Source organism: Hamadaea sp. NPDC051192, from assembly GCF_040682475.1.
GTDB classification, from domain to species: Bacteria; Actinomycetota; Actinomycetes; order Mycobacteriales; family Micromonosporaceae; genus Hamadaea; species Hamadaea flava.
The window spans coordinates 38483-51053 of sequence record NZ_JBFBAZ010000014.1; the positions used below are offsets into that span (position 1 = coordinate 38483).

At 69.2% G+C, this 12571-nt stretch carries 10 protein-coding genes and 1 tRNA gene; 7 read left to right on the top strand and 4 right to left on the bottom strand.

The annotated features are described in order from the left end of the window. The first annotated feature begins 4 nt into the window (after positions 1–4). Positions 5–2125: a DEAD/DEAH box helicase gene (locus AB0M47_RS08810; RefSeq protein ID WP_363410690.1), complete on the top strand. Its 2121-nt coding sequence runs from the start codon at positions 5–7 to the stop codon at positions 2123–2125. Positions 2126–2328: 203 nt separating this feature from the next. On the opposite strand, the gene AB0M47_RS08815 is transcribed toward AB0M47_RS08810, so the two are convergent. Next, a tRNA-Pro gene (locus AB0M47_RS08815) sits at positions 2329–2402 on the bottom strand. Positions 2403–2597: 195 nt separating this feature from the next. Between AB0M47_RS08815 and AB0M47_RS08820 the strand changes: the two genes are divergently transcribed. The 3 genes from AB0M47_RS08820 (at position 2598) to AB0M47_RS08830 (ending at position 7830) form a co-directional block, all read left to right on the top strand. Next, positions 2598–4994: an acyltransferase family protein gene (locus AB0M47_RS08820; protein ID WP_363410693.1), complete on the top strand. Its 2397-nt coding sequence runs from the start codon at positions 2598–2600 to the stop codon at positions 4992–4994. Between the two features lie 77 nt (positions 4995–5071). Further along, positions 5072–6985 carry an NACHT domain-containing protein gene (locus AB0M47_RS08825; protein ID WP_363410696.1) on the top strand — a complete coding sequence of 638 codons (1914 nt, stop codon included), beginning with the start codon at positions 5072–5074 and terminating at the stop codon, positions 6983–6985. A gap of 38 nt (positions 6986–7023) precedes the next feature. After that, the gene (locus AB0M47_RS08830; RefSeq protein ID WP_363410699.1) at positions 7024–7830 is read left to right on the top strand and encodes a helix-turn-helix domain-containing protein; all 807 of its coding nucleotides are present in this window, start codon (positions 7024–7026) and stop codon (positions 7828–7830) included. A 97-nt stretch (positions 7831–7927) separates the two neighbouring features. Here the strand turns inward: AB0M47_RS08830 and AB0M47_RS08835 are convergent, their stop codons facing one another. Next, positions 7928–8206: a hypothetical protein gene (locus AB0M47_RS08835; RefSeq protein WP_363410702.1), complete on the bottom strand. Its 279-nt coding sequence runs from the start codon at positions 8204–8206 to the stop codon at positions 7928–7930. 76 nt (positions 8207–8282) lie between these two features. Between AB0M47_RS08835 and AB0M47_RS08840 the strand changes: the two genes are divergently transcribed. Both AB0M47_RS08840 and AB0M47_RS08845 read left to right on the top strand, forming a co-directional pair. Continuing rightward, the gene (locus AB0M47_RS08840) at positions 8283–9056 is read left to right on the top strand and encodes a maleylpyruvate isomerase family mycothiol-dependent enzyme (protein ID WP_363410705.1); all 774 of its coding nucleotides are present in this window, start codon (positions 8283–8285) and stop codon (positions 9054–9056) included. Positions 9057–9148: 92 nt separating this feature from the next. Continuing rightward, positions 9149–9664, top strand: a complete 516-nt coding sequence (locus AB0M47_RS08845) for a cupin domain-containing protein (protein WP_363410708.1) — start codon at positions 9149–9151, stop codon at positions 9662–9664. Here AB0M47_RS08845 and AB0M47_RS08850 read toward each other — a convergent pair. Beyond that, a complete protein-coding gene (locus AB0M47_RS08850) occupies positions 9651–10394 on the bottom strand; it encodes an anti-sigma factor (RefSeq protein WP_363410711.1) in 744 nt (247 codons plus the stop codon). The genes AB0M47_RS08845 and AB0M47_RS08850 overlap by 14 nt on opposite strands. A gap of 32 nt (positions 10395–10426) precedes the next feature. Between AB0M47_RS08850 and AB0M47_RS08855 the strand changes: the two genes are divergently transcribed. Then, a complete protein-coding gene (locus tag AB0M47_RS08855; protein WP_363410714.1) occupies positions 10427–10858 on the top strand; it encodes a GNAT family N-acetyltransferase in 432 nt (143 codons plus the stop codon). Between the two features lie 46 nt (positions 10859–10904). Here the strand turns inward: AB0M47_RS08855 and AB0M47_RS08860 are convergent, their stop codons facing one another. Continuing rightward, positions 10905–12503 carry an MDR family MFS transporter gene (locus AB0M47_RS08860; protein WP_363410717.1) on the bottom strand — a complete coding sequence of 533 codons (1599 nt, stop codon included), beginning with the start codon at positions 12501–12503 and terminating at the stop codon, positions 10905–10907. Positions 12504–12571 lie beyond the last annotated feature (68 nt).

Sequence of the window (12571 nt, forward strand, 5' to 3'; positions counted from 1 at the left end):
CCCGATGGCGCTCGACAACCTCGACCCGATCCTGGTGCACCACATCGTCAACTCCCTGGGTTGGCGCGATCTACGCCCACTCCAGGTCGCCTCGATCGAGCCGCTGGCCACTGGCGAGGATGCCCTCGTTCTCGCACCCACCGCAGGAGGGAAGACGGAAGCCGCCCTCTTCCCACTGCTGTCCCGGATGACCGCGCAGCGCTGGCAGGGAACGTCCGTCCTCTACCTGTGCCCGCTCAAGGCGCTGCTCAACAACCTGCTTCCCCGGATCGAGCAGTACGCCGGATGGCTCGGCCGGCGCGCAGAGCTCTGGCACGGCGACGTCCACCAGGGCAAGCGCCGATCGATCCTCAGCGAGCGCCCCGACATCCTGCTGACCACCCCCGAGTCACTGGAGTCGATGCTCGTCAGCATCAACGTCGATCACGCAATGTTCTTCGCGGGCCTGCAAGCGGTCGTCGTGGACGAGGTGCACGCGTTCGCCGGCGACGACCGAGGCTGGCATCTGCTCGCAGTACTCGAGCGGCTCACGCACCTGATCGGCCGGCCGATCCAGCGAGTCGGCCTGTCCGCCACCGTCGGCAATCCGGACCGGCTGCTCACCTGGCTTCAAGGCTCGGGCGTTCCAGCCCGGCCGGGACGCGTCATCGCCCCCGAAACCCCAGCAGCAGCTGCCGGGGCTAATCCGCCGGGCGACATCGAGCTGGACTACGTCGGCTCATTGCAGAACGCCGCGACGGTCATCGCCTCGCTCCATCACGGAGAAAAGCGGCTGGTCTTCTGCGAAGCCCGCCAGACCGTGGAGGAACTCGGACAGCTCCTGCGTGAACGAGGTGTGACGACCTTCCTGTCCCACGCATCCTTGTCCGCCGACGAGCGACACCGCTCCGAGCAGGCGTTCGCCGAAGCCCGTGACTGTGTCATCGTCTCCACCAGCACCCTGGAACTCGGCATCGACGTCGGCGACCTCGACCGCGTCATCCAGATCAACGCACCGTCCACAGTGGCATCCTTCCTGCAACGCCTCGGGCGCACCGGCCGTCGTCCCGGAACCACGCGAAACTACCTGTTCCTCGCGGTCGACACCGACTCCCTCATTGAAGCCGCCGCGCTGCTGCGGCTTTGGGGAAGCGGTTGGGTCGAACCTGTCGCGCCGCCACCCGAGCCGCGGCACATCATCGCTCAGCAAATTCTTGCGCTGTGCCTGCAGGAGTCCCGGATCGGCGACAACAGCTGGCACAAATGGTGGAACGGCCTGGAACCGTTCGGAAGTAATGCCGCTCCGATCCTGCGCTACCTCACCGAACACGGATACCTCGACGACGACCAAGGCATGCTGTTCATCGGCCCGGCCGCGGAACTACGCTTCGGCCGCCGTCACTTCATGGACATGACCGCCGTCTTCACCGGGCCACCCGAGTTCACTGTGCTCACCGGGCGTACCGAGCTTGGTCGTATCGACCCGAGCCTTCTCACCGACCGGGTCCAAGGCCCGCGCCGCCTCCTGCTCGGCGGCCGCAGCTGGACCGTGACCTACGTAGATTGGCGCCGACGACGCTGCTTCGTCGAACCCGCCGACAGCGGCGGCCGCGCCCGCTGGACGGCTTTGGGCCTCGCCGGGCTGTCCTTCGAGGTCACCCGCGCCATGCGGGACGTTCTCCTCGGATCAGACCCACCGGTACGCCTGACGAGGCGAGCGCTTGACCGGCTCGCCTTTGCTCGGGAAGAACACGTCCGGCTCGTGCACCCCGGGGGGACCGTGATCGTCCGGGATCGCGACAGCGACGACGCGCGCTGGTGGACGTGGGCCGGCTACCGCGCAAACGCCACTCTGGCGGCGACCTTGGGCGGCGTCGTCGATCCCCTGCAGCGATTCGACGACCGGCAGGTTCGCCTTCGCGCGGACTTAACACCGGAGATGTGGCGGGCCGAGCTCGCTGATGCCACCGATCGCATCTGCCTGCCCGAGGTCAACGAGAAGGCACTCGTCGAGCTCAAGTTCAGCGACGCACTGCCGAAGGGTCTTGCGATGGCGACGATGGCAGCGCGGCTGGCCAACGTTGCGGGAGCCGCAGCGGTGTTGAGCGAACAGCACCGACTTGTCACCTTTAGTTCAGCTATGTGAGCAACTTCGAGACAGGTCACGAGCGCTTCAGAACCCCGTTCGGGCGGGACCACCCTGCACTCCAATCACGCGGAGGTAGCGGCCGGGGCTGTGCCATCTTTTGACGCTGAGTGACGTCCCGTCCGGGGTCAAATGAGGGTCAGAGATCAAAAACGCGGCCTCCCCACCTTCAGGAAGACCGCTTCTGACCTGCGTATTCGAAGTCGGGCTGGCCGGATTCGAACCGACGACCCCTTGACCCCCAGTCAAGTGCGCTACCAAACTGCGCTACAGCCCGTTGCCGCCCGGATCTCTCCGCGCGGCAGCCCACACAGCGTAGCGCACCCGGCCACCAGTTTGCGCGCAGGCCCCTGGTGTCCGTTTCGCGGCGGACGCACTCAGCCAAGTGATCACCTGAAATCATTCTAAAACGGGCGAAAGCTCACCGGCTCGTGGCGAGTTTTCAGGACTGCGCGGTGGGCACACTGACGCGGTGTCACGGGCCGCCGGGCGGGAGAACGTGCGTTATCAGCCGCCGCTGGACGGCGTACGCGCGCTGGCGGTGCTCGCCGTGTTGCTGTTTCACGCCGGCGTTCGGCAGTTGCCCGGCGGGTTCCTCGGCGTCGACGCGTTCTTCGTCCTGTCCGGCTTCTTGATCACCTCTCTGCTGCTGGGCGAGCTGCAGCGGACGGGCGGGATCGCACTGGGCGCGTTCTGGATGCGGCGCGCTCGGCGGCTGCTGCCGGCACTGCTCGCTACGCTCGTCGTAGTGGCGCTGCTCGCTCGGACGCTCGCCGGTGGCGAGGAGTTGGCCCTGGTACGCGGTGACGCGCTCGCCACGTTGGCGTACGTGGCGAACTGGCGGATGATCTATCGCGGGACGGATTACTTCGCGCAGAACGCAGCGCCGTCTCCGCTTCAGCACACCTGGTCGCTCGGCATCGAGGAGCAGTTCTACCTGTGCTGGCCGGTGATCGCGATCGCCGTGATCGTGTTCGCGCCGCGTCTGACGCGCCGAGCGCGAACATACCTGGCACGTCCACCACACACACGCTGGATGCGCCGAACACGGCCACGCTGGGCGCACCCAGCACCCACACGTCTGGAGCGCCCGACGCAGCCACGCGCAGCGCGCCGAACACAACCGCGAACGGCAAGTCGAACTCCGATTCGCTGGAGGCGCCCAACGCAAACACGCCTGGCAAGCCCAACACCCACAAGCCTGGAGCGCCCAACACGGCCAGACGCAGCGCGTCGAACGCAGACCAGCTGGACGCGCCCAGCGCACACACGCTCGACGCGCCCAGCGCACACACGCTGGGCGCGCACAACACCGGCGGGCCCAGCCCACGAAGAAGCAGGGCCGCGCCAAGCGAGCCGAACCCAGCGGTTCGGAAGAGGCATCCTGCTGGCCCTGGTTCTGGCGGGAGCGCTCGCGTCGGCGATCACGGCAGCGTTGCTCTATCGCGAAGGGGACGTCGGCCGGGCGTACTTCGGGACGGACACACGGGCGCAAGCCCTGTTCATCGGCTGCGCGCTGGCGCTCGTGCTGAGCGGCCGGGAACCAGGCTTCCGGCGGAGGGGTCAACGGATCTCCGGCGTCGCCGCCGCACTCGGGCTCGTGGTCACCGGGTTCCTGTGGGCGTACGCCGATGGAACCCAAGCCTGGCTGTATCGGGGCGGGCTGACGCTCGGAGCGCTCGGGGTCGTCGCCGTGTTGTGGCACGTCAGCGTCGTGCCGGCCGGAACGCTGAGCCGGGTTCTCTCGGTCGCGCCGCTCGTGATGATCGGTCAGATCTCCTACGGGCTGTATCTGTGGCACTGGCCCCTGTTCCAACTGCTCGACGCCGACCGCACCGGCGTGACCGGCACCCGGCTGATCATGCTTCGGCTGGCCGTCGTATTGGCCGTCGCTATCGCGTCTTACTGGCTGATCGAACGGCCGGTGCGGCGCGGCGTACGCCGGCCGGCCTGGTTCGCGGGTCGCCGAGCGGCGATGGCGAGTGCGCTGGCCGTCACGGTGTTGGTCGCCGGCACGGTCGCCGCGGTGATGTCGGGGACGCGCCCAGCCACGGTGACGGCGGCCGCGCCGGTCGTAGTGTTTCCGAGCGGCGCAACCTCGGCAGGCGCGTCGGCAGCACACGGGCCGATGACCCGAGCCGGTCGCAAACCCGGCGGGCAGCCGCGCATCACGATCCTGGGTGACTCGGTCGCCTGGACGGTCGGCACGTACCTGCCTGAGCATCCGGGTCTGACCGTCACCACCCGGGCGATCCAAGGATGTGGCATCGCGCTGCTTCCGGACATCCTCACGCAGGGCTCGCCGCATACGAACTATCCCAACTGTGAACACTGGCCGGATCGGTGGCGGTCGGCGATCCGGCTCGACGATCCCGACGTCGCGGTGATCCTGCTGAACCGCTGGGAGCTGATGGACCGAAGGATCCAGGGCGGCTACCAGCACGTCGGTCAGCCCGCGTTCGACACGTACTTGAGCGGGCAGCTGACCGAAGGCATCAGCATCGCCAAGTCGCGGGGCGCCCAGATCGTGCTGCTCACCGCGGCGTACACCCGGCGCAGCGAGCGCCCGGACGGCGGCCTGTATCCGGAGGACGAGCCGATCCGGGTGGACGCGTGGAACCACCTCTTGCAGGCCACGGCACTGCGATTTCCCGGCCAGGTCAGCGTGCTGGACCTCAACGCCGTCACCTGCCCCGGCGGCCGGTTCGCCTGGGATGTCGGCGGGCTGCGCATCCGAAGCGACGGACTGCACTTCACCCCGCCCGGCGTACAACAGGTGATCGCACCGTGGCTGCTCCCGCAAGTGGCGCGCATCGCGGTGGCCGGGCCGCCCGCGCCGCAGGGCCGCGCGACCGCGCGGCCGGACTGAAGCGTCCATGGTGAACGCGGATCACTCGACGGCGAACCGTCCACACCGACTAGACGACGTGCGGGATGATGGTCGCCATGCGTCGCGTCTGGCTTCGTACCGCCGTCGCGGTCGCAGTGGCCGCTGTGCTGGCCGGGGTGTCGGTGTGGGCTTGGCGGCGGTCGGCCACCGATGGGTTGAGCCTGTTGTGGACGGTGGTTCCGGGCGTGCTGGCGGTGTTGGCCGCGCTCGGCGCTTGGGTGGGTAAGAATGCCGCCGACCGTGATGGTGATCTGGAACAGGCCGCCGATGAGCTGGCGAAGCGGGTGGCGGCGCAGCTTGCGGCTGCCGAGGGCAGTACGCGCATGCTGACGTTGCCGGTTCGGTGGGCGACGACGGAGCATGCCGAGTCGGTGATGGTCGGGTGGGCCGGCGTACGCGGAGATCCAGACGACGAGTCGCCGGTGGATCTGGCCGGGCGGTTCGGCGACATCGCCGAGGTGTACGCGCGGCTGCCGAAGCCGAGGCGGCTGGTGGTGCTCGGCCGCGGCGGGGCGGGCAAGACCTCGTTGGCCGGTCGGCTGGTCGCCGACCTGCTCGACCGACGGCAGCCGGGTGAGCCGGTGCCGATGTTGCTGGCGCTGTCGAGCTGGGATCCGCAGCAGCGGTTGCAGACGTGGCTGGCCGATCGGATCACCGAGATCGCGCCGTCGCTGGCCGCGCCGGCCGAGCGGTTCGATCCGGCAGCGCGGGGCCGTCCGACCGTGGCGCAGACGCTGGTGAACGCCGGCCTGGTGTTGCCGGTGCTGGACGGGTTCGACGAGATCGCCGAGGACGTACGCCCTGGCGCGCTATCCGGTATCGCCCGGTCGATCCGGCGGCGGGACGAGGTCGTGGTGACGTCGCGGCCGGATGAGTTCGAGGCGGCCGTGGCGGTCGAGGGGCCGCTGCCGGGTGCGGCCGTCGTGGAGCTGGCAGACCTCGCGGCGGGCGATGTCGACCGGCATCTGCGGGCCAGCTCCGGTGGGCAGAGCTCGAAGTGGCGTACGGTGCTCGACGAGTTGCGGGAGCATCCGGACGGTCCGCTGGCGCAGGCGCTGTCGACCCCGCTGATGGTGTGGCTGGCGGTCACCGTTTATCGCAGCCGCGATGCTGATCCGTCGGAGTTGCTGGGTCCGGAGCTGCGCGGCAGCCGGGAAGCCATCGAGCTGCATCTGCTTCAAGGGTTGGTGCCGGCGGTCTACGACCGGGCGCGGGCGCCGGTACGGCCCCGGTGGACCCCGGCGAAGGCTCGCCGATGGCTGGGTGCGGTCGCGGACCGGATGACAGAGGGCGGCGGTGCGCTCGCGTGGTCGCTGCTGCCCGGTTCGTTGTCGCTGGTCACGGCGACGCTGTTCGGCACGGTCGCGGGCGGGGTAGCCGGGTACGCGCTCGGCCAGCTGCGCGGTCTACTGATCGGGGCTGCTGCCGGGGCGCTGGTCGGCGTCGGCGGCAGCTGGCGGTTCGCCTCGAAGACGGTCGCGATCGCGGGGGCGTTGGTCGTCGCGTTCGCCGGTGCGGCGCAGGCCGGGTCAGGGCAGCTCGCGGCGGGTTCGGGAACCGTCGTGCTGGCGGGCTGGCTGATCGCCGGGGTCACCCGCAGTTTCCGGCAGCGGCGGTGGCGAACTCTCGCCGCTGCGCGTACGAGGTCCATCGTGCAGACCCTCGTCGCCACCGTGCCGGTCGCGTACGCGGCGCAGGTCAACGACGCCCCGATCGGGATGTGGATGCTGGCGGGCGCCGCGGTGTGGTTCGTCTTCTTCACCACGTGGGGCGAATGGCTGGTCGCTCGATCGTGGTTGGCCGTCACCGGCCGGCTGCCGTGGTCGATCAACGCCTTCCTGCGTGACGCCCATCGGCGCGGCGTCCTACGGCATGAGGGGTTGGCCTACGAGTTCCGGCACGCGAGGCTGCAGGACACCTTCGCCGGAACGATCCCGACGCAGCGTCGAGGGTTGTCGCACGTCAGGTGATTGACCTTCCCGCAGCAGGAAGGTCTACCGTCGCCGTCATGCGGTTGCTGACCATCGGGCAGGCGGCGCGCCTGGCCGGCGTGACCGCCAAGGCTCTGCGGCACTACGACGCCATCGGGCTGTTGCGGCCCGCGGTAGTCGATCCCGCGACCGGCTATCGCCGGTACGAGCAGGATCAGGTGGACCAGGCCCGCCGGATCCGCCAGCTTCGCGCGCTCGACCTTCCCCTAGATGTCGTACGCCGACTGCTCGCCTCCGACCCCGATGCCGTCCGGGAAGCACTCCGGGACCACCGCAAGCGGGTGGATGCGCGGATCACCCGGCTGCGCGGCGTACTGCACGCGATCGATCATGCTCTGACCGATGACGGAGAACCATCGATGACGACCCCCGAGTACGCCGACGTGGCCGACCAGCACCGTCACTTCGCGAAGACGCTGTTCAACGAGGTGTGGCGGCTGATGGAGCAGGAGGACCGCTCCCCCGCCGACGATGCCCGGATGATCCACATGGCGCACGCGTCGGCCTACCACTGGCTGGAAGTGGGTACGCCGGAGAACTTCGCGCGCAGCCACTGGCAGTGTTCCCGCGTCTACACCGTCGTCGGGCGAGCCGAGCCGGCGCTGTATCACGCCCACCTCGTACTGGACATCTGTCGCGACAACGGCATCGGCGACTGGGACTTGGCCTTCGCTTACGAGGCGCTGAGTCGTGCGTACACGTTGGCTGGTGAGAAGGAGCAGGCGCGGAGCTGGCTGGAGCGCGCGCGGCTGGCCGCCGACGACATCGCGGCCGATGACGACCGTGAGCTGTTGCTCGCGGACCTGGCGACGATCGCGCCGTAAGTCGCCGTCAGACCGGGAAGCCGAAGAGCTAGGCGATCTGCTGGTCGGCCGTGGTGTCGACGACGAGGTCGAAAAGCGCCGTCGCTCACCCGAAGGGCTAGACCGGTTCGCGGACGAAGCCTTCGGTCCAGTGGTCCTCATCGAGGTCGTACTCGCCGATCTGGAAGCAGTCCGGCTCGTCGGCGAAGCCTGGTAGAAGGCGTGCGCGGCCGATCCGCTCTTGGGCCGCGGCCTCGGTGGAGTAGACGCCGAGCAGCTTGACGTCGTCGCCGTCCTGCTCGTCGATGAACACGCCCTCGTCGTCGAGGTGAATCGTCTCGCCGTTGGGGCCGGCCTCGTTCTGGTGGCTGATGTGCCAGAGGGGATAGACCTTCACGTGCACAAGCTAACCCGCAGGTCCCGCCCGGCTAATTCGCTACCCGGCGGCCGGGGCGCCGTGATACACAGCCGACGTGCAAAACAACTTGGAGTTCCCCGAGGTCCTGCGGCTGATCGAAGACCGCTCGGCTGCGTTCCGCGCCGCGATCGCGTCCGCCCCCGATCTTGATGTCCAGGTGCCGACTTGCCCGGACTGGACGCTGCGCGAACTGGCGCAGCACCTCGGCGACGGCCGTCGCCGCCAGGCCGCCATCGTCGCGGCAGGCCCGGGCGCTGAGCCCCCGGCGAGGACGGACCCGAAGGGCGCCCCGACCGCGCCCCGCGACCGCGCAGCCCTGGACGCCTGGCTCGCCGAGTCGACCGAGCTGATGCTCGACGCGATGCGTGAGGCCGGCCCGGACCGCGGCTGCTGGACCTGGTGGGGCCGCTCGCAGGCCCCGCAGACCAGCGGAGCTGTGGCCCGGCATCAGATCCAGGAGTTCGCCGTCCACACCTACGACGCCCAGCTCACCCAGGGGGCCGCACAGCCGCTGCCGACGGACGTCGCGGTCGAGGGCGTCGACGAGTTCCTGACGACCGTCTCGGCGACGACCGTCCCCTGGCCGTTCAAGCCGGCCACCATCGACCTGCACACGACCGAGGGCCGCTCCTGGCGCCTGACGCTCAACGCCGACGGCGTCCGCTGCGACGGCCTCGCCGCTGATGCGGAGCCGGGCGACATGGCGGTGCGAGGCACTGCGAGCGAACTGGTCCTCTACTTCTACGCGCGTGTCCCGCTCGACGGCTTGGAGACCACCGGCGACATCGAACCGATGGAGCAGCTCGCCGACTGGGACCCGAACGCGTAACGCACGCGGTCCCTCATACCGGGAAATGGTCCAGCTGGGCGGCGCGCGATTGGATCTCCCGGTTGGGCCACTTGGCCCGTTACGGTCGGGGCATGTCTTATCCACCGCAGCAGTACACCGCCGAATCCCCCACCGTCAGTGCCACCTTGCGCAGCGGCGACGCGCCCGTGGACCTGACGATCGGGGTGCGGTCGAAGGTCAGTTTCCTCGCGACCGGCGAGACGACGAACGGGATGTTCGGGCTTTATCGTTGGGATCTGGAGGCGGTGCCGGCGCCGGACAGTCTGCCGGGCGGGCATTTCCACCGGACGATGGCGGAGTCGTTCTACATCCTGAGCGGCACGGTGGCGCTCGGCAACGGGGAGAAGTGGGTCGATGCGTCGCCGGGTGACTACCTGTATGTGCCGCCGGGCGGCATCCACTCGTTCGCCAACACGTCCGGCGAGCCGGCGTCGATGCTGATCCTGTTCGCGCCCGGCGGGCCGCGCGAGGCCTACTTCGAGGAGCTGGCCGACATTGCGGCGAAAGGCCGCGAGCTGACCCACGACGAGTGGGTGGAGTTGTGGGCCCGGCACGACCAGTACGAGGCGCCGATCACGACAAGTTGACGGTCGCCAGCGGGGCCATCGTGGGGGCGGGCGAGCCGCCGGCGGGTTCGCGGGTGATGCCGAACGCGGTGGATCCCGGCTGCCAGTCGAAGGCCAGCGTCCCGCCCTCGATGCCCACCGGCAGGATGGCGGCCGAGGTCGGCGTGCCGTTGGTGAAGACCCACATCTGGTACGTCTGGCCGGCGGGCGGCCGGGTCAGCCCGGCGAGCATGGCGACCCCGCCGTGTTCGGAGGCCGAGACCGCGGCCGCGATCCGGCCGCCGTCGGGCATGTCCGCGCCCTTCATGACGACGTCGCGCGCGTTCATCACGGCGTAGATCCGGTCGCGTTCGGACTTCAACGTCTCGACCTGCGTCTGCTGCTGCGACAGCTGGTGGTTCAGCACCGCGTACAGGCCGCCGACGGCCAGCACGGCCACGGCGGCGATGGCCAGGGCAGCACGCCGCCACCGTTCGGCGCTCTTCACCGGCGGGATGCGGACGACGATCGGGGCTTGACGCTGGCGGGGCAGCTGCGGCGTGTGCTTGATCGCGGTCAGGACAGTGGCTCGCATGCTCGCCGGCGGCGCCTCGTAGGGCTCACCCAGATTCGCCGCGACCTCGTGGAACCCGGCCACCTCGGTCCGGCACGGCTCGCACTCGTCCAGATGACGCGAGAACGCCGTGCGCTCGGCATCGTCCAGGGCGTCTAGCGCGTACGCCCCGGAGAGTGCGTGCAGGTCCGCGGTCATTGAAGACGATGATACGCCGTAGGATCGTGATCATGGGAGACTGGACGCTGCGCCCGGCGACGGCAGGCGACGTGGATGCCGTCGCCGAATTGCGCGCGGTGGTGCTGCGACCGGACCTGGAACGGGTCGGCCGCTACGACGAGCACCGCGTCCGCGAACGCCTGCGGGAGCGCTGGAATCCCGAGGACAACCAGGTGATCGAGGTCGGCGGGGTCTTCGCCGGCAACGTGGCGCTTCGCGTTGACGAGGACGGCCACTGGCTGGAGAACTTCTACCTCGACCCGTCCGTGCAGGGCCGCGGCGTCGGGTCGGCCGTGCTGGAACAGGTGCTGTCCGAGTGCGACTCACCTGTCCGGTTGCAGGTCCTTCAGGGCAGTCCGGCCCGCCGCCTCTACGAGCGGCACGGGTTCACCGCGTACGCCGAGGACGCGGTCGACGTGTGGATGGTCCGACAGCCGCGCTGAGGGTGACCCGGCGCCGCCTGGACGACGCCGGGTCTGTCTCCGTTATTCAGTGGCCGTGGCCTGCGGCGTTGTCCGTGCCGGCCGTGCGGCTGCCTGCTCTGGCCGGTCGGTTGTCGCGGTGAGCCACAGCGCTGTCTGCCCTGGCCGGGAGGCTGTCGCCCTGGCCCGCGGCGTTCTCCGCACCCGCCGGGGCGTGGTCGCCATGGCCTGCGGCGTTCTCCGCGCGGGCCGGCAGGAGGAACGCGGTGACGATCACGGCGATGGACAGGACCGCGCCGACGACGAACGCCAGCCGCATGCCGTCGAGATTGGCGGCCACGGTGGCGACGCCCTGCGACTTCAGCGCGTCGGCTCGCGCACCCATCACGGTGATCACGAGCGCGGTGCCGAAGGCCGCCGCGACCTGCTGCAATGTGCCCAGGATCGAGCTGCCGTGGGAGTACAGGTGCGGCGGGACCGCGCCGAGCCCCAGGGTGAAGACCGGGGTGAAAGTGGCGGCCAGGCCCACCATCATCAGCGAGTGCAGGCCCAGGAGCTGCCAGAACGGCGTCGTCATGGAGACCTGGGTGAATCCAGCGAGCGAGACGGAGATCGCGATCGCGCCGGGGATGACCAGTACCCGGCCGCCGAACCGGTCGAACAGCCGGCCCACGGTCGGGCCGAGCAGGCCCATCGCGAGGCCGCCGGGCATCACGAGCAGTCCGGTCTGCAGGGCGCTCAGCTCGCGGACGTTCTGCAGGTAGAGCGGCAGCAAGATCATCGAGCCGAGCATCGCCATGAAGGCGACCGACATCAGGGTCAGCGCGACCGTGTAGGTGCGGTGCTTGAGCGTACGCAGGTCCATCAGCGGCGTACCGCGCTTCTGCAGCATCAGCTGGCGTACGACGAAGACGCCGATGGCGACCAGCCCGATGCCGACGATCGCGGTGGCCACTCCGGCGTGGCCGCCCTCGAACCGGCTGAGCCCGTAGACCAGGCCGCCGAAGCCGAACGCGGCCAGCCCGACGCTGACCCAGTCGATGGCGCTGACCTGCGGCTCCCCCACGTTCTTGAGCTGCTTCAAGCCGCCCCAGGTGATCAGCGCGGCGATCGGCAGCACGACCGCGAACAGCAGGCGCCAGGACCCGAAGTTGAGGATCACGCCGGCGATCGCCGGGCCCATGGCGGGCGCGACGGAGATGGCGAGGCTGACGTTGCCCATGACCTTGCCCCGATGCTGGTCAGGCACCACGTGCATCAGTGTGGTCATCAGCAGCGGCATCATCACGGCCGTGCCCGACGCCTGCACGATGCGAGCACCCAGCAGCACTTCGAAGGTCGGCGCGACGATGGCCACCGCCGTGCCGAGCAGGAACAACCCCATCGCCGTCGCGTACGCGGTGCGGGTGGACACGCGCTGCAGGAACCAGCCGGTGATCGGGATGACCGCGGCCATGGTCAGCATGAACGCGGTCGACAGCCATTGCGCGGTCTGCTCGGTGATGCTCAACGCGCTCATCAACTTCGGAATCGCGTTGATCATGATCGTCTCATTGAGAATGACGACGAACGTGGCCAGCACGAGCAGCCGGATGACGGGCGGTGTTCGACCCGAGATCGCTTGGGTCGCGGACTCGGCAGGTGACTCTATTTGCTGGACAGACACGGTACCTCGATCAAGGTTGGTGGACAGACGGTCACGGTCAGCGGTCGTACTCATGTTCGTTGGCATAC